This is a genomic window from Streptomyces sp. NPDC051243 (assembly GCF_044455405.1).
Lineage (GTDB): Bacteria > Actinomycetota > Actinomycetes > Streptomycetales > Streptomycetaceae > Streptomyces.
Genome location: NZ_JBITES010000006.1, coordinates 502,877 through 524,534 on the forward strand (window position 1 = coordinate 502,877; position 21,658 = coordinate 524,534).

Annotated in this window: 21 protein-coding genes; 12 read left to right on the forward strand and 9 right to left on the reverse strand. The window is 70.2% G+C overall.

Annotated features, from left to right (window positions below):
• Nucleotides 1-29 precede the first annotated feature (29 nt).
• The 4 genes from ACIBAG_RS18550 to ACIBAG_RS18565 all read left to right on the forward strand — a co-directional run bounded on the left by ACIBAG_RS18550 (nt 30) and on the right by ACIBAG_RS18565 (nt 2,458).
• The gene (locus ACIBAG_RS18550) at nt 30-1,313 is read left to right on the forward strand and encodes a CynX/NimT family MFS transporter (protein WP_399106264.1); all 1,284 of its coding nucleotides are present in this window, start codon (nt 30-32) and stop codon (nt 1,311-1,313) included.
• A gap of 49 nt (nt 1,314-1,362) precedes the next feature.
• The gene (locus ACIBAG_RS18555) at nt 1,363-1,479 is read left to right on the forward strand and encodes an SGM_5486 family transporter-associated protein (RefSeq protein ID WP_107119863.1); all 117 of its coding nucleotides are present in this window, start codon (nt 1,363-1,365) and stop codon (nt 1,477-1,479) included.
• A gap of 167 nt (nt 1,480-1,646) precedes the next feature.
• Nucleotides 1,647-1,853, forward strand: a complete 207-nt coding sequence (locus tag ACIBAG_RS18560) for a hypothetical protein (RefSeq protein WP_399106266.1) — start codon at nt 1,647-1,649, stop codon at nt 1,851-1,853.
• Between the two features lie 86 nt (nt 1,854-1,939).
• On the forward strand, nt 1,940-2,458 hold the full coding sequence (locus ACIBAG_RS18565) for a SixA phosphatase family protein (RefSeq protein WP_399106268.1): 519 nt from the start codon (nt 1,940-1,942) through the stop codon (nt 2,456-2,458).
• A gap of 173 nt (nt 2,459-2,631) precedes the next feature.
• Here the strand turns inward: ACIBAG_RS18565 and serB are convergent, their stop codons facing one another.
• Entirely contained in the window at nt 2,632-3,840 is a 1,209-nt protein-coding gene (serB, locus tag ACIBAG_RS18570) for a phosphoserine phosphatase SerB (protein ID WP_399106270.1), read from the reverse strand.
• A gap of 383 nt (nt 3,841-4,223) precedes the next feature.
• Entirely contained in the window at nt 4,224-6,404 is a 2,181-nt protein-coding gene (locus tag ACIBAG_RS18575) for a streptophobe family protein (protein ID WP_399106272.1), read from the reverse strand.
• 251 nt (nt 6,405-6,655) lie between these two features.
• Here ACIBAG_RS18575 and ACIBAG_RS18580 point away from each other — a divergent pair, with 251 nt between their 5' ends.
• Complete coding sequence (locus ACIBAG_RS18580; protein WP_399106274.1) at nt 6,656-9,238, forward strand: FHA domain-containing protein; 2,583 nt, start codon at nt 6,656-6,658, stop codon at nt 9,236-9,238.
• A gap of 88 nt (nt 9,239-9,326) precedes the next feature.
• Here the strand turns inward: ACIBAG_RS18580 and ACIBAG_RS18585 are convergent, their stop codons facing one another.
• From ACIBAG_RS18585 to ACIBAG_RS18595, 3 genes are all read right to left on the reverse strand, one after another.
• On the reverse strand, nt 9,327-10,103 hold the full coding sequence (locus tag ACIBAG_RS18585; protein ID WP_399106277.1) for a transglycosylase SLT domain-containing protein: 777 nt from the start codon (nt 10,101-10,103) through the stop codon (nt 9,327-9,329).
• A gap of 300 nt (nt 10,104-10,403) precedes the next feature.
• A complete protein-coding gene (locus tag ACIBAG_RS18590; RefSeq protein WP_399106279.1) occupies nt 10,404-11,585 on the reverse strand; it encodes an S-adenosylmethionine:tRNA ribosyltransferase-isomerase in 1,182 nt (393 codons plus the stop codon).
• Nucleotides 11,582-12,280: an SDR family NAD(P)-dependent oxidoreductase gene (locus ACIBAG_RS18595; RefSeq protein WP_399106281.1), complete on the reverse strand. Its 699-nt coding sequence runs from the start codon at nt 12,278-12,280 to the stop codon at nt 11,582-11,584. Before ACIBAG_RS18595 ends, ACIBAG_RS18590 begins: the two co-directional genes overlap by 4 nt.
• A gap of 269 nt (nt 12,281-12,549) precedes the next feature.
• On the opposite strand from ACIBAG_RS18595, the gene ACIBAG_RS18600 reads away from it, so the two are divergent.
• From ACIBAG_RS18600 to ACIBAG_RS18610, 3 genes are all read left to right on the forward strand, one after another.
• Entirely contained in the window at nt 12,550-13,695 is a 1,146-nt protein-coding gene (locus ACIBAG_RS18600) for a GAF domain-containing sensor histidine kinase (protein ID WP_399106283.1), read from the forward strand.
• Nucleotides 13,688-14,329: a response regulator gene (locus ACIBAG_RS18605; protein WP_399106285.1), complete on the forward strand. Its 642-nt coding sequence runs from the start codon at nt 13,688-13,690 to the stop codon at nt 14,327-14,329. Before ACIBAG_RS18600 ends, ACIBAG_RS18605 begins: the two co-directional genes overlap by 8 nt.
• 168 nt (nt 14,330-14,497) lie before the next feature.
• Nucleotides 14,498-14,743 (forward strand): chaplin, encoded by a 246-nt coding sequence (locus ACIBAG_RS18610; RefSeq protein ID WP_399106287.1) that lies wholly within the window; start codon nt 14,498-14,500, stop codon nt 14,741-14,743.
• Between the two features lie 190 nt (nt 14,744-14,933).
• On the opposite strand, the gene ACIBAG_RS18615 is transcribed toward ACIBAG_RS18610, so the two are convergent.
• Entirely contained in the window at nt 14,934-15,722 is a 789-nt protein-coding gene (locus ACIBAG_RS18615; protein WP_399106289.1) for a hypothetical protein, read from the reverse strand.
• A 154-nt stretch (nt 15,723-15,876) separates the two neighbouring features.
• Here ACIBAG_RS18615 and ACIBAG_RS18620 point away from each other — a divergent pair, with 154 nt between their 5' ends.
• The 3 genes from ACIBAG_RS18620 (at nt 15,877) to ACIBAG_RS18630 (ending at nt 18,295) form a co-directional block, all read left to right on the forward strand.
• Nucleotides 15,877-16,674 (forward strand): ABC transporter ATP-binding protein, encoded by a 798-nt coding sequence (locus ACIBAG_RS18620; protein WP_399106291.1) that lies wholly within the window; start codon nt 15,877-15,879, stop codon nt 16,672-16,674.
• A 105-nt stretch (nt 16,675-16,779) separates the two neighbouring features.
• Entirely contained in the window at nt 16,780-17,211 is a 432-nt protein-coding gene (locus ACIBAG_RS18625) for an NfeD family protein (protein WP_399106293.1), read from the forward strand.
• Nucleotides 17,212-17,344: 133 nt separating this feature from the next.
• Complete coding sequence (locus tag ACIBAG_RS18630; protein ID WP_399106295.1) at nt 17,345-18,295, forward strand: SPFH domain-containing protein; 951 nt, start codon at nt 17,345-17,347, stop codon at nt 18,293-18,295.
• 141 nt (nt 18,296-18,436) lie between these two features.
• Here ACIBAG_RS18630 and ACIBAG_RS18635 read toward each other — a convergent pair whose 3' ends face one another.
• From ACIBAG_RS18635 to ACIBAG_RS18645, 3 genes are all read right to left on the reverse strand, one after another.
• Nucleotides 18,437-18,943 carry an HNH endonuclease gene (locus ACIBAG_RS18635; RefSeq protein WP_399106297.1) on the reverse strand — a complete coding sequence of 169 codons (507 nt, stop codon included), beginning with the start codon at nt 18,941-18,943 and terminating at the stop codon, nt 18,437-18,439.
• Between the two features lie 146 nt (nt 18,944-19,089).
• On the reverse strand, nt 19,090-19,629 hold the full coding sequence (locus ACIBAG_RS18640; RefSeq protein WP_399106299.1) for a YbhB/YbcL family Raf kinase inhibitor-like protein: 540 nt from the start codon (nt 19,627-19,629) through the stop codon (nt 19,090-19,092).
• Nucleotides 19,630-19,680: 51 nt separating this feature from the next.
• Nucleotides 19,681-20,463, reverse strand: a complete 783-nt coding sequence (locus ACIBAG_RS18645) for a sporulation protein (RefSeq protein ID WP_399106301.1) — start codon at nt 20,461-20,463, stop codon at nt 19,681-19,683.
• A 167-nt stretch (nt 20,464-20,630) separates the two neighbouring features.
• On the opposite strand from ACIBAG_RS18645, the gene ACIBAG_RS18650 reads away from it, so the two are divergent.
• Nucleotides 20,631-21,281 carry a DNA-3-methyladenine glycosylase gene (locus ACIBAG_RS18650; protein ID WP_399106303.1) on the forward strand — a complete coding sequence of 217 codons (651 nt, stop codon included), beginning with the start codon at nt 20,631-20,633 and terminating at the stop codon, nt 21,279-21,281.
• Nucleotides 21,282-21,658 lie beyond the last annotated feature (377 nt).

The window sequence follows — 21,658 nt, forward strand, 5'->3', positions numbered from 1 at the left end:
AATCATCCCATGATTCTATGATGGGCCGCATGGCAAGCGAGGAGACCCGGACCACGACGTCGACATCCATAGGCCCTTCCCAGACGAGCGAGCCCACGACGCCCTCCACGCGCGCGTGGACGACACGGCTGCTCGTGCTCGGCATCGTGCTGTCGGCGCTGAACCTCCGCCCCGCCATCACCAGCCTCGGCGCCCTCCTCGAAGAGGTCCGCGACGGGCTCGGCATGAGCGGCAGCGTGGCCGGAGTGCTCACGTCCGTGCCCCCGCTCTGCTTCGCCGTCTTCGGCGTCATGGCCCCACGGCTCGCCCGCCGCTTCGGCCCCGGCGCCGTGGTGTGCGCGGGCATGGCCGCCATCGCCGCCGGACTGCTGCTGCGCCCCTACGCCGGCGGCACGGCCGGTTTCCTGGCCGCCAGCGCGCTCGCCCTCATGGGCATCGCCGTCAGCAACGTCCTGATGCCGGTCATCGTCAAGCGCTGGTTCCCGGACCGGGTCGGCTCCATGACCGGCCTGTACTCGATGGCCCTCGCCCTGGGCACCGCGTCGGCGGCCGCCGTGACCGTGCCCATGAGCGAGACGCTGGGCGGCAGTTGGCAGACCGGCCTCGCGGTGTGGGCGGGGCTGGCCGCGGCGGCCGTACTGCCGTGGATTCCGTTCGTACGACGACCTGGCGCGGGGCCGGCCGAGCCGCCGGCGGCGAGGCGGGAGCACGCGCGCGAGGAGCCGCCCCTGCGTGTCACCCGGAGCCGCACCGCCCGGGCGCTGGCCGTCTTCTTCGGGCTCCAGGCCACCGCCGCGTACATCACGATGGGCTGGATGGCACAGATCTTCCGGGACGCCGGGGTCCCCGCGTCCACGGCCGGGCTGCTGCTGGCCGTCACCATGGTGATGGGCGTGCCGCTGGCCTTCGTCATCCCGCGCGTGGCCACCCGGCTGCCGCACCAGGGCCCGATCGTCGTCGCGCTCGGCGTCTGCGGACTCGCGGGCTACGCCGGCCTGTACTTCGCGCCGGCCGCCGGAGCGTGGGCCTGGGCGCTGCTGCTCGGCGTCTCCAACTGCGCCTTCCCGCTGGCGCTCACGATGGTCGGGATGCGGGCCAGGACCGGAGCGGGCGTCGCCCAGCTGTCCGCCTTCGCCCAGAGCACCGGCTACCTGCTCTCCATCCCCGGCCCGCTCCTGGTGGGCGTGCTCTACCAGCACAGCGGCGGCTGGGGGCTGCCCATCGCGCTCATGACCGCACTGATGATCCCGCAGATGCTGGTCGGCGTCATCGCGGGACGGAACCGCACGGTGGAGGACGAGGCGGTCCGCTGAGCCTCACCCCGGCGCGTTCGGCGCGGGCGGAGGGTGCGAGACTTGCCGTATGCCAGTGCTCGACCCGAACCCCCAGAACGGCCAGAAGAAGATGCTGCTCGTCTTCGGGGCGTTCTTCGCCATCTTCGTGATCATCGCCGTCATCGCCACGGTCGCCTCTCCCTGACGCGCTTCCTCAGGCCGATGGTGGGGCTAGCACCACCATCCCCTAGGGGGTGAGTGTCAGGGTCAACTGGGTGGATCACCGGATGGGTTGAGGGCCGCGAGTTCCGTAGCTTCGGAGTGTGACCGCGAGAGGCGGACACGGACCACTCGAAGACCCACGGAGGCATCATGTCGGCCCGTACGCACACCCCGCCCCACCCGGCGTCCACGGGCCGTGCCGACATCCGGCTGCCCTGGTGGGCCCTCGCCCTGCCGACGCTCGCCTTCATCACGCTGTTGACGCTGATACTCAACCCGTCCGGCGCCCAGGCGGCGACCGCCGAGCCCGCGATCACCCAGCTCTTCGAGCGCATACAGCAGCTGATCATGCGCTGAGCACGGCTGATCACGCGCTGAGCACGGCCGAACCCGCCCGTCAACTCCCTGCGCCCCGTGGCCTGTTTCATGCGAAGCTGGGACCCATGAGCGTCGCAGAACCCCGCAGGATTGTCCTCTTCCGGCATGCGAAAGCCGACTGGCCACAGGTGACCGACCACGAGCGGCCGCTCGCAGATCGGGGCCGACTGGACGCGGCAGAGGCCGGCCGCAGGCTGACCGACACCGGTATCCCCTTCGACCTGGCCCTGTGCTCCACCGCGACCCGGACCCGGGAGACCTGGAAGCTGGCCGTCCACGAGTTCCCGCACCGGCCGAAAACCGTCTACGAAGAGCGGATCTACGAGGCCTCGCCCGGCGAGCTGATCGCCGTGCTCAACGAAACACCCGACGACGCGCAGAACCTCCTGCTGATCGGCCACAACCCGGGCGTACAGGGCCTCGCCGAGATCCTGTCCGGCTCGGCCGAGGGCGATGCGCGCGACCGCATGAGCCGCCGCGGCTTCCCGGCCGCCGCCTTCGCCGTGCTCTCCTTCAGCGGCACCTGGAAGACGCTGGAGCCCGGCGTGGCCACGCTGGTGGACTACTGGGCTCCGTCGGAGTGACCGACCCACGCGGAGGGGCCCGGCACCGTCGTGGTGCCGGGCCCCTCGCGTTCAGGACAGCGGACGCAGGACAACGGGTGCAGGCCATCGTGGGCACGACCGCGCCTGCAGGCCATCGGGTGCGGGTCGGCACCGCACGGTGTTCGCCCGTACGGCGATCCACCCGCGGCGCGTCAGACCTCGTCGTGCATGTCCGCGGCCTCGACCTCTTCGCGAGTGACGCCCAGCAGATACAGGACCGTGTCCAGGAACGGCACGTTCACCGCCGTGTGCGCCGCCTCCCGTACCACCGGCTTGGCGTTGAAGGCGACGCCCAGGCCGGCCGCGTTGAGCATGTCCAGGTCGTTGGCCCCGTCGCCGATCGCCACCGTCTGGGACAGTGGCACACCCGCCTCGGCGGCGAACCGGCGCAGCAGCCGCGCCTTGCCCGCCCGGTCCACGATCTCGCCGGTGACCTTGCCCGTCAGCTTCCCGTCGACGATCTCCAGCGTGTTCGCCTGGGCGAAGTCGAGCCCGAGCCGCTCCTTCAGATCATCGGTGACCTGGGTGAACCCGCCCGAGACGACCCCCACTTGATAGCCGAGCCGCTTCAGCGTACGGATCAGCGTCCGCGCGCCCGGCGTCAGCCGCACCTCGCTGCGCACCTTCTCCACCACCGAGGCGTCCAGGCCCTCCAGCAACGCCACGCGCGCGTGCAGCGACTGCTCGAAGTCCAGCTCCCCGCGCATCGCGGCCGCCGTCACCTCGGCCACCTTGTCCTCGCAGCCGGCGTGCGCGGCGAAGAGCTCGATCACCTCGTCCTGGATGAGCGTGGAGTCCACGTCCATGACGACGAGCCGCTGCGCGCGCCGATGCAGACCCGCGGCGACCACGGCGATGTCGACACCCAGTGCCGCCGCGTCGGTCACCAGGGCGGTGCGCAGGGGCTCGGTCTCGACACCGGACACCGCGAACTCCACCGCCGTCACGGGGTACTTGGCGAGCCGGAAGATACGGTCGATGTTGCCGCCGGACTTGGTGATCCTGGCGGCGATCGCGGCGGTCGCCTCGGCGGTGAGGGGATGCCCGAGCACGGTCACCAGGGACCGCCCCAGTCCACGGGGCCGGTTGTCACCACGGCCGGAGATGATCTCCGCCTGCATCTTCATCGAATCCGCCCAGCTGTGGACGGTCGCCCGCAGATCGCCCTCCATCCCGGCGGGGGGAGGCGTCACGAGTGCGCACAGCGTGATCCGGCCACGGGTGACGACCTGCTCGATGTCGACCACGTCGACGGAGTAGGCGGCCAGCGTGTCGAAGAGGCCGGCCGTGATGCCCGGCCTGTCCTTCCCGAAGATCTTGACGAGAAGTGTGGGGATGTCGGAGGTCTGCGAAGCGCTCATGGTGCTTCCACCGTATCCGGCACTCAGTGCCTGCCGCCCCTGAGGTCCGCCTAGCGGACACGGAACAGTGGGTGTCGCTCGGATGGCCCGAGTCTTACATCCGGGCCACGGTCGCACCAGTGCCTGTGCATCGGCACAGGCGTACCTGTGAGCTCGGGGCGCTGACTCGCGCCGGGTGCTTGGGCGGGTACGGCGCCGGGGCTCGGCGCGTCGGGTCGCGCCGGCCGGTCGCCACCGGGATGGACGGCGGCTGCGCCCGGGCCGATCACGGCGCAGCTTGTCGCCCGGTCCAGCAGCCCGCCGTCGCGCCGGCTGCCCGGCATCGAACGAGGCCGCTGCCGGGTCCGCAGGTCACGAGCGTCGCTTCGGCTCCCCGGCGCCGGTCACGGGCGCCCCTTCGGCTTCCTCGGAGGCGGGGGAGGAGGCGGCGGTGGCGGGGGCGGAGGCCCTTCGTCCGCTCCGGACGACGGTCGGTTCCCACGCCGCCGGGGAGGCCGGGGCGACCTCGGGGGCGGGTCGATCGGCCGGGCGACGGTGGGCGCGCCGTACATGTCGTCGCCGGCGGCAGGGGACGGCGGGTCGCTGGAGGCCGGGTCGCTGGGCTGGGGGTCACCGGGCCGTCGTGCAGGGTCCCGTCCCGACCTCGCATCCGTCCCACGCGCCTGACCGGACGGCCACGCACCCCCGGAAGACGGTTCCGCGCCCGGCGGCCGCGCGTCTTCCGGTTCACGCAGCTCCTCCGGCACGCGCAGGTACGGGTTCGTCGCCGGGTTCGGCGGCCGATAGGGCGTGCCCGGCGTGTACGGCCCCGACCGGCTGCCGTACGGCAAAGCCTCCGTACCCCGCGCCGCCGTGCCCCCGGCACCCGCGGATCCCCCTACGCCCGCCGCACCCGGCCTCGCACCCGCCGCCGCATGCTCCGCGAGCCCCGGCCGACCCTCCTCCGCCGCGCCCAGAGCCAACGGCGCCGCCCGCTGCCCCGCCGCCCCCGCAGCCCAGGCCAGCAGCGCACCCACCGCCCCCGTCATCGCGCCCCAAGCCGCCCCGAGGAGCAGCGCCATGCCGAGGTTCCCCCGCAGCTCGACCCCGGCGCCGAACGCGTCGAAGCCCAGTACCGACAGCGAGGCGTCCACGGAGAGTTCCGTCAGCCACGCGAGCAGCGGCAGCGTCAACGCCGTCGCGATCCCGAGCCGCAGCGCACACCGTCCGGCGAAACCGAAGGCCCCCGGCCCCCGTACGCCACCGTTACCCGGCCCTCCTGCGGCACCGCCCGCAGATGGCCGTACGACTCCCGGGGCCGTCCCACCGAAGGCCCGGGCCGCCGATGGCCGTACTCCCGAGGAACCACGCAAGCCACCATCCGCCGGCCCCGCAGCCGAAGCCGTCCCGGCACCGGGAGTCATCCCGCCTCGCACCCCCGGAGCCTGACCGAACCCGCCCGCCACCCCGACCGGCGTCCGAACCGCAGCCAACACTCCCGCCAGCAGCAGCATCACCGCCGCCGCGACCCCCAGCAGCCACACGCGCCCGTCCAGCTCCGCCAGCGCGCTCAGCGTCACGGACTGGTCGGATCCGCTGTTCAGCAGGTCGTCCAGCGGATCCGGCAGCAGGCCGACCAGGGCCCCCGTCGCCCTGCCGTCGAACGGGACGAACAGGCCGATCGGGATGCCGAGCCACACGCCGTTCGGGGCGCCGAGCAGGGCCGCGCCCGCGATGCGCTTGGGGTTGTCGTCGCCGATCGCCGCGTACGCCCCCGCCGTGAGCCCGGCCGCGACCGCGACGAGCAGCACCGTGACGAGGGCGGAAGCGGCGGGCCGTACGACCCGGTGCACGGCCTCCCAGCCGCGCGGCAGCGGGGTGCGGCGCGAGGCCAGCAGGGCGATCAGCAGGATGCCGGCGGACCAGCCCAGGCCGCCGAGGAGGGTCGGCGCCGTGTCCACCGTGAAGCCCACCGACGCCTCCGCGTCGATGAGGTCGCCGATCTGGTCGGGCAACAGCCCGCCTATGTCCCCGATACCCCCGATGTCACCGACCCCGGGGATCTCGACGCCGCCGCCCCCGCCCCCGCCCGGCAGATCGTCGAGCCCCAGGGAACTCCCGTCGATCGTGATGACGTCGTGCCCCGCCCACGCCAGCCCGCCCAGCGTCGCCACGAACAGCACGACCACCGCACCCGCGCGCGCGAGGAGTTCGGTCGGCGCGATCACAACTCCGGCGCCGCGCAAGGACCGTAGGAAGAACCACGACAGCAGTACGGCGCCGACCAGGCTCACCCCCAGTGGCGTGATCTCGATGGCGGTCGCCGCCTCCGCGCCCGTCAAACCGAAAGCTGACACGTCACCGGACGGTGTGACGGAACCACCCGCTCCAAGGGCCACCACCGCCGCGGTCATCGGGCCCAACGAGCTTGCCGCGTCCGCCTCCAGGAGATGCAGACCCAGCGCCGCCGTGCCCGCCATCCCGATCAACGCCCAGCTCACCGCAGCGATCGCGGACAACAGGATGTGCCCCCACGGCAGTCGCGTGCCGTGCCTCGCGCTCTCGACGTTCGTGGACGCGCTCATGCAGACCCCCCGATCCGCGGCGCGGCCGGCTCGCCGCGCATGTCCCCCTCGCGTGGATTACCACTCTCCGGGCTGGTTTCAACCCCGTCAACGGAACCAGTCGAAGCACGCGCGCGTGGTCTTCGTCGTGGTCTTCATAAGGCCCGACTTTCAGTCAGGGGGCGGAGCCTGAAATAGTTCCCGACGATGTTCGACATCCCTAGACTCCCTGTGTTGGGGGTAACTCGGGGGACTACTCAGTGGGGCGTGGAGTGCCGGAACTCGTACTGGAATTGAATGGACGGACCTGGACGCTCGACCCGTCCAGGTCCTACGCGCTCGGACGCGATCCGCAGGGCGACATCGTGTTCGACGACGCCAGGGTTTCCTGGCGGCACGCCACGATCAGCTGGAGCGGCCGCAGTTGGGTCCTGGAGGACCACGGCAGCACCAACGGCACGTTCGTGCACGGTCAGCGAATCCATCAGCTGGAGATCGGCCCCGGCTCGGCCGTGCACCTGGGCAACGCGACCGACGGACCGCGCCTGAACCTCTCCGGCCCCGCGGCCTCCGTCGCCTCTCCGCAGGCCCAGCCGCAACAGCAGCCGTACGCCGCGCAGGGCGCGCAGGCGGGTTGGCCCCAGCAGACACCGGTACAGAAGACGCCGGCCCAGCAAGTTCCGCAGCAGGTCCCGCAGCAGCAGGTCCCGCAGCAGCAAGTCCCGCAACAGGCACCGCAGCCCGGCTGGCAGCAGCCGCAGCAGGCCGCGGCGCACATCCCGGCGCAGCACGGCCCCGGTGGTGGCGCGGGGGCGCCGCCGGTCTACGGCGACCGCAGCCCCACCACGTTCCACCAATTCTCCATCGGTCGCGTGATGCGCATCGGCCGTGCCCTGGAGAACGAGTTGGTCGTCTCCGACCTGCAAGTCTCCCGGCACCACGCCGAGTTCCACTCGACGCCCGACGGCCGCATGGAGATCCGCGACCTCGGCTCCCACAACGGCACGTACGTCAACGGCCAGCCGATCCCCAAGGGCGGCTCGGCGATGCTCGGCCCCACCGACATCGTCGGCGTCGGCCACTCCACGTTCCGCATCGTCGGCGACCGGCTCGAGGAGTTCGTCGACACCGGTGAGGTCTCCTTCTCCGCCCGCCATCTGACCGTCACCGTCGACGGCGGCAAGCAGATCCTCAAGGACGTCTCCTTCGGCGTCCCGGAGAAGTCCCTCATCGCGGTCATCGGCCCGTCCGGCTCCGGCAAGTCGACCCTGCTCAAGGCACTCACCGGCTACCGCCCCGCCAACCAGGGCGACGTCCTCTACGACAACCGGAACCTCTACAAGCAGTTCGCCGAGCTGCGCCAGCGCATCGGTCTGGTCCCGCAGGACGACATCCTGCACAAGGAGCTGACCGTCAAGAAGGCCCTCAAGTACGCGGCCAAGCTCCGCTTCCCGGCCGACACCACGGCCAAGGAGCGCGAGGCCCGCATCGACGAGGTGCTGCGCGAGCTCAAGCTGGACATCCACAAGGAGAAGAAGGTCACCTCCCTCTCCGGCGGCCAGCGCAAGCGCGTCTCGGTGGCCCTGGAACTCCTCACCAAGCCGTCGCTGATCTTCCTCGACGAGCCCACCTCGGGCCTCGACCCGGGCATGGACCGCGACGTCATGCAGCTGCTGCGCGGCCTCGCCGACGACGGCCGTACGGTCCTCGTGGTCACCCACTCCGTGGCCGAGCTGGCGCTGTGCGACAAGCTCCTGGTGATGGCGCCGGGCGGTGCCGTGGCGTACTTCGGCCCGCCCGAGGAGGCACTGAACTTCTTCGGCTACGACACCTGGGCCGACGTCTTCTCCGCCTTCGAGAACTACCGCGACTACGACTGGGCGGGACGCTGGAAGGGCTCGCAGCACTACCAGATGTACGCCGCGGACATCGACGCGATAGCTCCGCAGTCCGTACAGATGCCTCCGATGCAGGCGATGAAGCCGCCGAAGCCGCAGGGCTGGATGTCGCAGTTCCTGACGCTGGTGCGCCGCTACGTCTCGGTGATCGCCTCGGACAAGGGCTTCCTGGCGCTGATGGTGATCCTGCCGGCCGTCCTCGGCGCGGTGAGCCTGCTCATCGACGCGGACAAGGACCTGCTGGTGAACACGGAGGTGAATCCGAAGACCGGCCTGCCCGTCCCGAACGGCACGGCCACGACCGTCCTGCTGATCCTCGCGGTGGGCGCCTGCTTCGCCGGTGCCGCCAACTCCGTCCGTGAGCTGATCAAGGAACGGGTCATCTACGAGCGTGAGCGCGCGACCGGCCTGTCCCGTTCCGCGTACCTGATGTCCAAGGTGTTCGTGCTCGGCTTCATCACCGTGCTGCAGGGCCTGATGGTCGGCGTCATCGGCTTCTCCAGCCGAGTGATCCCCGACGAGGGCCTGGTCCTCGGCGAGCTGACGCTCCTGGAGCTGTCGTTGCCGATCATGGCGCTGGGCTTCACCTCGATGATGTTCGGCCTGATCATCTCGGCGCTGGTGAAGACGGCCGAGAAGACGATGCCCCTGCTGGTCATGTTCGCGATCATCCAGGTCGTGTTCACCGGCTGTCTGTTCGCCCTGAACGGCTCGATCGGCGTCAACCAGTTCTCGTACCTGATGCCGTCGCGCTGGGCGGTGGGCGCCGCGGGCGCCACGCTGGACTTCAACAGGATCAGCCCGCCCGCCAAGGGCGAGAGCAACGACCCGCTCTGGGAACACACCGTCGGCGCGTGGACCATGGACATGCTCGCCCTGATCGCCCTCGGCGTGATCTGCGGCTTCTTCGTCGCCCGCTTCCTGCGCCGGCACGAGCCCGAGGTCATGCGCAAGTAGTCACCGCCGTACGACGTCCGAAGGGCGGCACCCGTCAGGAGGGTGCCGCCCTTCGGCGTATGTGATGACAGGCCCGGGCCTACCGCACTCAGTACGCGCTGTTGACGTTGTCGATCGAGCCGTACCGGTCGGCCGCGTAGTTGGCGGCGGCGGTGATGTTGGCGACCGGGTCGTACTGGCTGAAGGCCGTGCCGGGGACGTGGTAGGCGTCGAAGGTCGGCTTGATGACCTGGAGCAGACCGATCGAGGGGACGCCGTTCTGGGCGTTGATGTCCCAGTTGTTGATGGCGTTGGGGTTGCCCGAGGACTCCCGCATGATGTTGCGGTAGAGGCCGTTGTAAGTGCCCGGGATGTCATGCTTCTTCATGATGTCCAGGGCCTCGCGGATCCAGCCGTCGAGGTTGTTGGTGTAGGACTTGGCGGCGACCGGCTGGATCTTGATGCGGTTGGTGGACCGGCTCGCGGCTTCCTTCGCCTTGCGCTCGGCCTCGGCCTTCTTCTTGGCCTCGGCGGCCACGTGGGCCCGGTGCTTGGCAGCGGCTTCGGCGGCCCGGTGCTTGGCGGCGGCCACGGCGGCCCGGTGCTTGGCGGCGGCGACGGCGGCCTTGTGCTTGGCCGACATCTCCTCGGCCTTCACGCCGGCGGACGCGAGCTGGTCGGTGACGCTGCCCTTGACGTCCTTGATCTGCTCACTGCTGTAGGCCACCTTGCCCGCGGGGGCTTCGGCCGTGGTCGTCTGAGCGTTGCCGGGGACGGCGGAGAAGGCGAGGGCGGCGGCGCCGAGGGTGGCGACACCGGCGATCGCGATCTTGTGCCGCTGGGTCAGCGCACGTATGGGACCGCGGTTCTTGGTGTTCTTGAGCATGGCAGATTGACCTCTTCGAATAGCGCAGGAGGTCGCTCGCTGTCCGGCGGGGGACACGGGTGCTTCCGGCACAAACGCCGCGGGCGGAACCCGCGGCGTTGAGCGACGAGAGCAATTCTTAGCGGCCGCAAAATTGCGTGGCAAAGGTGTGACGTACGATCCTCGATAGTGGAGCCGGGAAGGGCAAATCAGGACAGACAGGACCGTCTGTCCCGCTCAAAAGGGACGCCTCTACCTACTACGGACTTTCGTACGTGACGTGCGCCCTATGCGCGGGCTCACATCAGCCGTGTAACAGTCTCACCGGCAGTTGCTGGCGCAATGCTCTGAGTGAGGGGCCTCCGTCGGGAGGAGGAGATGCACGTCGCCGAACTCGTGCCAGAGGTAGAGCCCCCGCAGCGCCTCCTCGTAACCACGGTCGACAGCGGCTCGCCCCGCGACCGCCTCCAGCATCAGCAGATGCGAGGCCTCCGGCTCGTGCAGCCCGGTCAGCAGCCCGTCCACCACCCGCACCCCGCGCTCGGGGGTGACGACGAGATCCGTCCAGCCCGCACGCGCGCGTACGACCCCGTCGGCGTCCGCCGCCGACTCCACGGCCCGCACGGCCGTCGTCCCGACGGCGATCACCCTGCCGTCCCCGGCCCTGACCGCGTTGATCAGCCGAGCCGACGCCTCCGGCACCGCGAACCGCTCCGGAGACGGCGGCTCCTGCGCCTCCGCCGAGGCAACCCCGGTGTGCAGCGTGATCGGCGCGAACTGCACGCCCCGGCTCACCAGCTCCGTCACCATCCGCACCGTGAAGGGCCGCGCCGCGCTCGGCATCTCCGCACTGCCCGCCCCGTCGGCCGACGGCAGCGCGAACACCGTCTGGTACACGGACAACGGCTGGTCCCGCTCCGTATAGGAGTAGCGAATCGGCCGCCCCTGCTCACGCATCAGCCCGAGCACCTCCGCGGCGCCTGCTGCCCCCTGAGGGCCATCTCGCTGGCTTCCGCGGCGGCCGACGACCCGCGCCCACCACAGCCGCCCGCTCCCGGCGCCCAGCGGCTCCTCCAGCACCAGCCGCAGACCACCGGCCAGCCGTACCTCGGTCCCCGCGGGCCCTCCCGCCCGTCGGCCGCCACCACCCTTCCAAGGAGCGCTTCGCGCCCTGCTCCATACGTGCGCGCGCGTGGTGCCGTTCCCGTCGGGGTCCCGCAGCTCGACCGCCCACCGCCCGTCGTCCCCGCACGTCGAGAAGTGCACCACCACGCGCGCGTGCCCGATCCGCCCGTCCACGGCGGCGGCCAGCGTCTCGGAGGTGTTGACGACCAGCAGATCCCCGGCCCGCAGCAGCCGCGGCAGCTCACCGAACGTGTGGTGCGACACCTCGGTGCCGCGCGACACCAGCAGCCGTACGGCATCCCGGTCGAGACCCGGCCCGCGCTGCTCGGCCGGCACCCGGGCCGACAACTCCTCCGGCACCCTCACCGCCAGCGTCATCGCCGCCCCTCCAGCAGGGACGGCGCCCCGTAGCGCCCGCTCGCCGGACGCTCGTCCAGCAGCCGCAGGAAGGCGGGCACCACACTGCCCGGCGCCGGCCGCGGATCGTCGTCGTCCGGTACGGCCGCCGCGTACAGGTCCGTCGCCATGTCCCCGGGATCGACCGCCCACACCCGCAGCCGGGGCTCCTCCGCGCCGAGCACCGCCGCGAGATGGTCCAGCGCGGCCTTCGACGCCCCGTACCCGCCCCACGTCTCGTACGCCTCGGCGGCCGCGTCCGAGCTGACCGTGATCACCGTGCCCGCCCCGGACGCCCGCAGCAGCGGCAACGCCTCCTGGACGAGGGCCAGCGCGGCGACCACATTCACCTCCAGCGCCCTGCGCAGCCCCTCCAGGGGCAGCTCGTCCAGCCGTACCAGCGGCTCGGCGCCCAGCGCGCTGGCGTTGTTCACCAGCAGATCGACGCCGCCCAGCCTCCGGGCGGCGGCCACGAGCTCGGCCCGGTGCCCGGCGTCCGTGACGTCCCCCGGCACGGCCGCCACGCGCGTGCCGTACACCTGAAGCCCAGCCGCCGTCTCCTGCAGGATCTCCGCCGTCCTGGCGTCGAGCACCAGGTCCCAGCCGCGCCCGGCCAGCGCCTCGGCGAGCGCCCGGCCCAGGCCCTTCGAGGCCCCCGTGATGATCGCTACCGGCATGACAACCGTCCCTTGTCCGAGTCCGCCACCGATCGGCGGTGCCCTCAACGTAGGAACCGCAAGCCCCGCACCGCCTCGGACGCGGGCCGCAGAGCCCCGGGGCCCTTCGTCCTACGCCGGCCACCGGGGGCCTTTCGCCCTACGCCGCCGGGCCTGGGACGGCGGCCCTGCGACGCCGGGCCTGCGACCGCAGCCCTAGGTCCCACGCCGCAGCCGGCCGCCGCCACAGGTCCGATCCGGCTGTCACACCCCGCCGGTACCGTGAGGGCATGAGTCAAGGCCCCAGGTCCGGCCTCGCCGCGGTGAGCTCCGCGCTGCTGGCCATGAGCAGGCACCTCGAGGTGCGTGACGTCCTCAAGACGATCGTCGCCTCGGCCCGCGAGCTGCTCGACGCGCAGTACGCCGCGCTCGGCGTCCCTGACGACCACGGCGGCTTCGCCCAGTTCGTGGTCGACGGCGTCAGCGACCAGCAGTGGAAGGCCATCGGCCCGCTGCCCCGCCAGCACGGCATCCTCGCCGCGATGCTCCAGGAGGCCAAGGCCGAACGCCTGGCGGACGTACGCAAGGACCCCCGCTTCGAGGGCTGGCCGTCCGCGCACCCCGAGATGTCCGACTTCCTGGGCCTGCCGATCCGTGACGGCGACGAGGTCATCGGCGCACTCTTCCTCGCCAACAAGAACTGCCCGAAACCTCAGGGCAGTTGCGGCTTCACCCAGGAGGACGAGGAACTGCTGGGAATCCTGGCCCAGCACGCCGCGATCGCCCTGACCAACGCCCGCCTCTACGAACGCAGCCGGGAACTGACGATCGCCGAGGAGCGCTCGCGCCTGGCCCACGAACTGCACGACGCGGTCAGCCAGAAGCTGTTCTCCCTTCGTCTGACGGCCCAGGCGGCAGCCGCCCTGATCGACCGCGACCCGTCCCGCGCCAAGGGCGAGCTGCACCAGGTGGCCGCGCTCGCCGCCGAGGCCGCCGACGAACTGCGCGCCGCGGTCGTCGAGCTGCGCCCCGCGGCGCTGGACGAGGACGGCCTCGTCGCCACCCTGCGCACCCAGATCCAGGTCCTCGACCGCGCCCACACCGCGCGCGTGACCTTCGCGGGTCACGGCGTGAAGGCCCTGCCCGCCGCCCAGGAGGAGGCCGTGCTGCGGGTGGCCCAGGAGGCCCTGCACAACGCCCTGCGGCACTCCGGAGCCGAGCACGTCGACGTGACGCTGGACCGGCGCGGCAGCGGAGCCGTCCTACGGGTCACGGACGACGGCAACGGCTTCGACCCGCAGGCCATACGCCGCGCCGGACGCCACCTCGGCCTGGTCTCCATGCGGGACCGGACGAGTGGCGTCGGCGGCACACTCACCGTGGAATCGGCGCCCGGCAAGGGCACCACGATCGAGATGGAGGTACCCGGTGGCTGACGCGATCAAGGTGCTGCTCGTCGACGACCACCAGGTGGTCCGCCGGGGCCTGCGCACCTTTCTCGAGGTGCAGGACGACATCGAGGTCGTGGGCGAGGCCGCCGACGGCGCCGAGGGAGTGGCCCGCGCCGAGGAACTGAAGCCGGACGTCGTGCTGATGGACGTCAAGATGCCGGGCATGGACGGCGTCGACGCCCTGCGCAAGCTCCGCGAACTGGGCAACCCCGCGCGCGTGCTGATCGTCACCAGCTTCACCGAACAGCGCACGGTGATCCCGGCCCTGCGCGCGGGCGCCGCCGGGTACGTGTACAAGGACGTGGACCCGGACGCCCTCGCCGGAGCGATCCGCTCGGTCCACGCCGGCCACATCCTGCTCCAACCCGAGGTCGCGGGCGCCTTGTTGTCCCAGGAGGAAGCCAACTCGGGGCAGGGGAGAGCGGGTTCGCTGACGGAGCGGGAGCGCGAGGTGCTCGGCCTCATCGCGGACGGCCGCTCGAACCGCGAGATAGCCAGAGCCCTCGTCCTGTCGGAGAAGACCGTCAAGACCCACGTCTCGAACATCCTTATGAAGCTCGACCTGGCGGACCGCACACAGGCCGCGCTGTGGGCCGTACGCCATGGCGTGACCGGCTGAAACGCTCTCCGCAGGACGTCACGGACGGCAATACGGAGGGTTCCCCTCCGGACTGAGATTCATACCGTCGTGGGAATGTCCCCCAGATGGCGCATCCTTCGTGGATCTCCGCCGTTCTCCAGTGCGTGCTGCGGCGACTGCCGCGGCAACCGCAAGGAGGGCTTAGAAGTGAAGAACCTGAAGAAGGCAGCGGCTGTGACGATGGTGGCGGGTGGCCTGCTGGCCGCCGGTGCCGGAATGGCCTCCGCCACCGGCGGTGCGCACGCCGACGGCGAGGCCGTGGGCTCCCCGGGCATCGGGTCGGGCAACGTGGTGCAGGCCCCGGTCAACGTCCCCGTCAACGTCTCGGGCAACAGCGTGAACGTCGTCGGCATCCTGAACCCTGCCTTCGGCAACGAGGCCGTCAACCACTGACGACCCTCGAAACAAGCAGTGACCTCCGGCCTCCCGGGCATCCTCGGGAGGCCGGTCAGTTTTGTCGGCGCCGGTCAGTGAAACCAGCCCGTCCGGCGTTTGAGGACGAGGCCCTTTCAGGGCCGATACGGGGGCTGGGGCGGAGCCCCCAGGACGGTCACACCCACGCCGGTCACCAAGGAACCGGCGCTCACCGCACCCCCCGCTCCCGCTCCTCCACATACGCGTTGTAAGCCGCAACCTGCGCCCGCCGAGCCACGCGCTCCACCGGCCGCAACGCCTCCACCCGCGCCCCCATCTCGGCGGAGCTCACCGCACCCCCGTGCCCGTTCCCGTACGCCAGCGAAACCAGCAGCCCGACCCGCTGCGCCAGCTCCAGCACCCGCACCGCCCGCGGCGGATACCCCGGCGCCAGCACCTCCCGCCCCCGCTCGGCCCGCGCCCGATACGCATCGATCGCCGCCTCCGCCACCGGCCCCGACCCGGCCACATCGAGCCGCGACAACACCTCGGTCGCCTCCCGCAACGCCTCCGCCAGCTCCCGCTCGGCCTCACCCAGCGACGGCACATCGGCAGGCGGCGCCTCCCGCACGGCCAGGCAGTGCCAGACCACCTCGACATGCACATCACCGTCGGGCCCCGCCTCGTACACCTCAGGTACCAGCCCGAACGCGGCCCCGTGACAGATCACCGCCTCCTCGGCATCCATCGCCCGCGCATTGAACTCCGGCGGCCCGCTCAACCCCAGCGGATGCCCCGGCGCGGGCAGCGCGACCCGCAGCCCGCAAACCCCGAGCGCCCGCAGCCGCCCCAGCGCCAGCGTGAGCCCGACGGGCGCCGACTCACCCGGCAGCCCCTCCACCCGGTGCACGGCATCGTCCCCGACGATCTCGAGCACAGCGTCATCCGGCGAGACAAGTCCGGCAAAAAGGGCATTTCCCCAAGCCGCAAGACGTCCTGAACGTGGTTCCGAGAGCATGCCCCCACCCTAAGGACCGGACCGATGGAATGAAGCGGTGGACCGGTGGCGTAGATTTCGTTGAGGGGTGCGCCCACCGGCGCACGCGACCACCGAGACGCCTAGCCGCCGAGACGCCGACACCGGTCACACTGCAAGGGGAGACAACGCGCTCATGAGCGATGTTCTGGAGCTTCAGGACGTATCCGTGGTCCGTGAGGGCCGGGCTCTGGTGGACCAGGTCTCCTGGTCGGTCAAGGAGGGCGAGCGCTGGGTCATCCTCGGCCCCAACGGCGCCGGCAAGACCACGCTCCTGAACCTCGCCTCCAGCTACCTCTTCCCGACCACGGGCAGCGCCACCATCCTCGGCGAGACCCTCGGCAACCCCGGCACCGACGTCTTCGAGCTGCGCCCGCGCATCGGCATGGCCGGCGTCGCCATGATCGACAAGCTCCCCAAGCGCCAGACCGTCTTCCAGACCGTCCTGACCGCCGCGTACGGCATGACCGCGGGCTGGCAGGAGGAGTACGACGAGATCGACGAGCAGCGCGCCCGCGCCTTCCTCGACCGCCTCGGCATGAGCGACTACCTGGACCGGAAGTTCGGCACCCTCTCCGAGGGCGAACGCAAGCGCACCCTCATCGCCCGCGCCCTGATGACCGACCCCGAGCTGCTCCTCCTCGACGAGCCCGCCGCCGGCCTCGACCTCGGCGGCCGCGAGGACCTCGTACGCCGCCTCGGCCGGCTCGCCCGCGACCCGATCGCCCCGTCGATGCTCATGGTCACCCACCACGTCGAGGAGATCGCCCCCGGCTTCACCCACGTCCTGATGATCCGTCAGGGCAAGGTCCTCGCCGCCGGCCCGCTGGAGCTCGAACTCACCTCCCGTAACCTCTCCCTCTGCTTCGGCCTCCCGCTCGTCGTCGAACAGGTCGGCGACCGCTGGACCGCACAGGGCCTCCCTCTGTCCTGACCCCGCCCTTCACCCCGCGAAACCTCGGCGAAGCCCCGGTAAGAAGGCCCTTCAAACTGATCGGCGCCCTGTCCGTGACAGGGCCCGCGGTCATACCATGACCATGTGGAAATCGACGCGTGGGTTTGGTGGTTGATCGGCGCGGCAGCGCTCGGCATCGGGCTCGTGGTCACCGCGATGCCAGAACTCGGCATGCTGGCGGTGGGCGCCGTCGCGGCCGCGGTGGTCGCCGGCATCTTCGGCGGCGACGCCGTCGTCCAGGTCGTGGCCTTCGTCGTCATCTCGACCGCACTCATCGCCGTCGTACGGCCCATCGCGAACCGGCATCGCGCACAGCGGCCCCAACTCGCCACCGGCATCGAGGCACTGAAGGGGAAACAGGCCGTCGTACTCGAGCGCGTCGACGCCTCCGGCGGCCGGATCAAGCTCGCCGGAGAGATCTGGTCGGCACGCTCCCTCGACACCGACCGCGCCTACGAAGTAGGCCAGGAAGTGGACGTCGTGGACATCGAGGGGGCCACGGCGATCGTCATGTGACCTCGCACGACGTAACTGGCGCGAACGCGCCACGGGCCACGCGACGGTCTGTCAGACTCGATCAGCAAGATCTTCAACAAGCATAAGATCTGCCGAAGTTGCCGCAGCGGAGAAGGGGTACGGGGAAACGACGATGGAACCGGTCATCATCGTCCTGATCATTCTGGTGGTGTTGGTCTTCATCGCCCTGATCAAGACGATCCAGGTCATCCCACAGGCGAGCGCGGCCATCGTCGAACGCTTCGGCCGCTACACGCGGACACTGAACGCGGGCCTCAACATCGTGGTCCCGTTCATCGACACCATCCGCAACCGCATCGACCTGCGTGAACAGGTCGTGCCGTTCCCGCCGCAGCCGGTGATCACCCAGGACAACCTGGTCGTGAACATCGACACGGTCATCTACTACCAGGTGACCGACGCCCGCGCCGCCACCTACGAAGTAGCCAGCTACATCCAGGCGATCGAGCAGCTGACCGTCACCACGCTCCGCAACATCATCGGTGGCATGGACCTCGAACGGACCCTGACCTCCCGAGAGGAGATCAACGCGGCGCTGCGCGGCGTCCTCGACGAGGCTACGGGCAAGTGGGGCATCCGAGTCAACCGCGTCGAGCTGAAGGCGATCGAACCCCCCACCTCCATCCAGGACTCGATGGAGAAGCAGATGCGCGCCGACCGCGACAAGCGCGCCGCGATCCTCACCGCCGAAGGTACGCGGCAGGCCGCGATCCTCACCGCCGAAGGTGAGAAGCAGTCCCAGATCCTGCGCGCCGAGGGCGAGGCCAAGGCAGCGGCCCTGCGCGCGGAAGGCGAGGCCCAGGCGGTCCGCACGGTCTTCGAGGCCATCCACGCCGGCGACCCGGACCAGAAGCTCCTCTCCTACCAGTACCTCCAGATGCTCCCCAAGATCGCCGAAGGCGACGCCAACAAGCTCTGGATCGTCCCCAGCGAAATCGGCGACGCCCTCAAGGGCCTGTCGGGCGCCATGGGCAACCTGGGCGGCCTGGGCGGCGGTTCGGGCGGCAACGGATCCTCCGGCAACAGCGGCACGGAACGCCGAGAGAAGCCGTCGATCGACTGACGCGGCGTTCGTCGTACGGCAAAGGGGCCCGCCTTCTCCAAAGAAGGCGGGCCCCAGTGCCGCTGAGGGGCGCGGGGAACTGCGCGACAAGCCACAACGAACCCGCAGCCTGCGAACTGCATGTGGTCCCACGGCGATTAGTCAGGCAGCGTCCCGAGCAAGCCACTCCGGCAACGCCTCAAACTCATCGGCCCCCAGCGCCAGCAACATCGCATCAGCAGGCGTCGGCTCGAACGGCTCCCGAAGCAACGGCATCCCCGCCTGCTCAGGCGTCCGGTCAGCCTTCCGATGATTGTCCTCCGCACACGAGGCGACCGTGTTCAGCCACGTGTCCTGCCCACCGTGCGACCGCGGCACCACATGGTCCACAGTCGTGGCCCGGCGACCGCAGTACGCGCACCTGTGCCGGTCCCGCACCAGCACACCCCGCCTCGACCACGGCGCTTGTCTTCGGAACGGCACCCGTACGTACCTGCACAGCCTGATCACCCGAGGCGCGGGTATGTCGACCGCGGCTCCACGCATACGCAGTTCGGGGTGGGCCTGCTCGACGACGGCCTTGTCCTGAAGCACCAGAACGACGGCTCGGTTCAACGTCACCGTCGACAGCGGCTCGAAGCTCGCGTTCAGTACCAGCGTGTCCCGCATGACCAGCCCACCTCCCGTGTGCACCTGCCCACCCCCTGGCGGGCTGGGATCAACTCTGGCCGGGCACGCCGAGATGGACAACGAAATAAAAAATGCCCGCCCCTGATCACTTCCAAGACCAGGGGCGGGCAAACGTTCCATGAACGTCAGGCTTCGGCAGGCACCTCGTACTCACCGATCACATGGGCACGCGCGATCGCGTGGAACCGCAGATTGAAGCCGACGACGGCGGGACTGGCGTCCGAGTCCGGCCCGAGCTTCTCCTGATCCACGGCGTACACCGTGAACACATACCGGTGCGGCCCGTCACCGGGCGGCGGCGCGGCACCACCGAAGTCCTTCGACCCGTAGTCGTTCCGCGCCTGTACGGCACCCTCCGGCAGCCCGTCGAACTCGCCGCTGCCCGCACCCGCCGGCAACTCGGTCACCGAGGCCGGGATGTCGAAGACGACCCAGTGCCAGAACCCGCTCCCCGTAGGGGCATCGGGGTCGTAGCAGGTCACGGCGAAGCTCTTGGTCTCGGGCGGGAAGCCCTCCCAGCGCAGGTGCGGCGAAGTGTTGCCGGCCGCGTAGACCTGAGCGTCCTGGAGGGTCCCGCCGTGCTCGACGTCCTTGCTCGTGACCGTGAACGACGGCACGGGCGGATGGAAGTCGTGGGGCAGCGGCCGCCTCTTGAGCTCGGTCACGTCGATACCTCCTGAAGGAACAGCGGAATCGCGGGTTCTGTGGTTCCGAGCCTAGAACCAGTTGCGCTTGCTGCCGACCTCGGACAGCCACTGGTTGAGGTACGCCGCCCAGTCGGTCCCGTGGAAGTCGGTCAGACCCACCTGGAACGACCGGAAGGTGTCGCTGCCCTCGCTGAACAGCCCCGGCTTCTTGTCCATTTCGAGGACGACGTCCATCGCGTGCTCATCCGCCACGAAGCTCAACTCGACCTGGTTGATACCGCGGTACTGCTGCGGCGGGAAGAACTCGATCTCCTGGTAGAACGGCAGCTTCTGCCGGGTACCGCGGATGTGGCCGCGCTCCATGTCCGCGTTCTTGAAGCGGAAGCCCAGCTGGATGAAGGCGTCGAGAATCGCCTTCTGAGCGGGCAGCGGGTGCACGTTGATCGGGTCCAGGTCGGTGGAGTCCACGGCCCGCGCGATCGACAGCTCCGTCGTCACGCCGATGTTCATGCCGCGGAGCGCCTGCCCGTCGATCATCGTGACCGGCGTCTCCCAGGGGATCTCCAGCCCGAAGGGCACCGCGTGCACGGCCTGGGCTTGCAGCTCGAAGGCACCACCGAGCGGCAGCTTCGTGAACTCGATGTCCTGCTTGTACTCCGAGTCCTGCCCCTCGACCTCGACGCGCGCCTGAAGCCCCACGGACAGGCCCTCGATGTTCTGGTTCACGGACCCGCCCTGAATCCGCACCTCACCCTGGACGACACCGCCCGGGACGACGTTGACCTCCGTCAGCACCGTCTCGACCGAAGCACCGCCGGCCCCCAGGCTCGCGAGCAGCTTCTTGAACGCCATGACTCTCCTCTTCTCAGAGTGGATCCTTGATCCGTTCTTCTCAGAGTGGATCCTTGATCCGTACAAACGCGATCCGGCCGTGGCCGGTTCCGCGTCCTCACCCTGGCAAGGCCCGCGCCCCCTGACCACCCCGTTGCGACCACCCGTCTGCACTACCCTCGGACGGCATGATCGCGACCCCCGACCGTACGCCCCTTCCCCGGGACTTCTTCGACCGGCCCGTCCTGGAAGTCGCCCCCGACCTCCTGGGCCGCCTCCTCGTACGCACCACCCCGGACGGTCCGATCACCCTCCGCCTCACAGAGGTCGAGGCCTACGACGGCCCGAACGACCCCGGCTCCCATGCCTATCGCGGCCGCACACCCCGCAATGACGGGATGTTCGGTCCCCCCGGACACGTCTACGTCTACTTCACCTACGGCATGTGGCACTGCATGAACCTGGTGTGCGGCCCCGACGGCCAGGCGAGCGCGGTCCTGCTCCGGGCCGGCGAGATCATCGAGGGCGCCGAGCTCGCCCGCAAACGTCGACTCTCGGCCCGCAACGACAAGGAACTGGCCAAAGGCCCGGCCCGCCTGGCCACTGCCCTGGACGTGGACCGAGCCCTGGACGGCACCGACGCCTGCGCCCCCGGCGAGACACCGCTGAGGATCCTCGCCGGCACCCCGATCCCCTCCGACCAGGTACGCAACGGCCCACGTACCGGCGTGGCAGGCGACGGCGGCAACGGCGACATCCACCCCTGGCGCTACTGGGTGGCCAACGACCCCACGGTCAGCCCCTATCGGGCCCACGTGCCGAGGCGCCGCTCAAGTTGACTCGCCTTGGCGAGGCGCGTAACGTAGCCCGAGCCGCTGAACCGGGTACTGCGTAGTCAGCAGCCGGAGCGGCCAACCCACTACCTACGAACACCCTCAACGGGGTCGATTTTCGGCGTGTCCGCATGCCCGAATTCGAATCCACCGGGCCCGATTATGAATCGGGTGGGGGAATCGGTTAACGTAGTGAATGTCGAAAGGCCGACGGGCGAAAGCCCAAAGCCTCCCGACATCCCGCCGACAGGGAATCGGATCGAGAAAAGATCTGATAGAGTCGGAAACACCGAAGGGAAGCGCCCGGAGGAAAGCCCGAGAGGGTGAGTACGAAGGAAGCGTCCGTTCCTTGAGAACTCAACAGCGTGCCAAAAGTCAACGCC

What these genes read in the sequence shown, in the direction of transcription:
- ACIBAG_RS18635 (WP_399106297.1), bottom strand. Translation starts at nt 18,943, where the DNA reads ATGCGGGACACGCTGGTACTGAACGCGAGCTTCGAGCCGCTGTCGACG.
- ACIBAG_RS18565 (WP_399106268.1), top strand. Translation starts at nt 1,940, where the DNA reads ATGAGCGTCGCAGAACCCCGCAGGATTGTCCTCTTCCGGCATGCGAAA.
- ACIBAG_RS18560 (WP_399106266.1), top strand. Translation starts at nt 1,647, where the DNA reads ATGTCGGCCCGTACGCACACCCCGCCCCACCCGGCGTCCACGGGCCGT.
- ACIBAG_RS18585 (WP_399106277.1), bottom strand. Translation starts at nt 10,103, where the DNA reads ATGCTCAAGAACACCAAGAACCGCGGTCCCATACGTGCGCTGACCCAG.
- ACIBAG_RS18595 (WP_399106281.1), bottom strand. Translation starts at nt 12,280, where the DNA reads ATGCCGGTAGCGATCATCACGGGGGCCTCGAAGGGCCTGGGCCGGGCG.
- ACIBAG_RS18645 (WP_399106301.1), bottom strand. Translation starts at nt 20,463, where the DNA reads ATGGCGTTCAAGAAGCTGCTCGCGAGCCTGGGGGCCGGCGGTGCTTCG.
- ACIBAG_RS18600 (WP_399106283.1), top strand. Translation starts at nt 12,550, where the DNA reads ATGAGTCAAGGCCCCAGGTCCGGCCTCGCCGCGGTGAGCTCCGCGCTG.
- ACIBAG_RS18650 (WP_399106303.1), top strand. Translation starts at nt 20,631, where the DNA reads ATGATCGCGACCCCCGACCGTACGCCCCTTCCCCGGGACTTCTTCGAC.
- ACIBAG_RS18615 (WP_399106289.1), bottom strand. Translation starts at nt 15,722, where the DNA reads ATGCTCTCGGAACCACGTTCAGGACGTCTTGCGGCTTGGGGAAATGCC.
- ACIBAG_RS18550 (WP_399106264.1), top strand. Translation starts at nt 30, where the DNA reads ATGGCAAGCGAGGAGACCCGGACCACGACGTCGACATCCATAGGCCCT.
- ACIBAG_RS18575 (WP_399106272.1), bottom strand. Translation starts at nt 6,404, where the DNA reads ATGAGCGCGTCCACGAACGTCGAGAGCGCGAGGCACGGCACGCGACTG.
- ACIBAG_RS18630 (WP_399106295.1), top strand. Translation starts at nt 17,345, where the DNA reads ATGGAACCGGTCATCATCGTCCTGATCATTCTGGTGGTGTTGGTCTTC.
- ACIBAG_RS18620 (WP_399106291.1), top strand. Translation starts at nt 15,877, where the DNA reads ATGAGCGATGTTCTGGAGCTTCAGGACGTATCCGTGGTCCGTGAGGGC.
- ACIBAG_RS18555 (WP_107119863.1), top strand. Translation starts at nt 1,363, where the DNA reads ATGCCAGTGCTCGACCCGAACCCCCAGAACGGCCAGAAGAAGATGCTG.
- serB (WP_399106270.1), bottom strand. Translation starts at nt 3,840, where the DNA reads ATGAGCGCTTCGCAGACCTCCGACATCCCCACACTTCTCGTCAAGATC.
- ACIBAG_RS18590 (WP_399106279.1), bottom strand. Translation starts at nt 11,585, where the DNA reads ATGACGCTGGCGGTGAGGGTGCCGGAGGAGTTGTCGGCCCGGGTGCCG.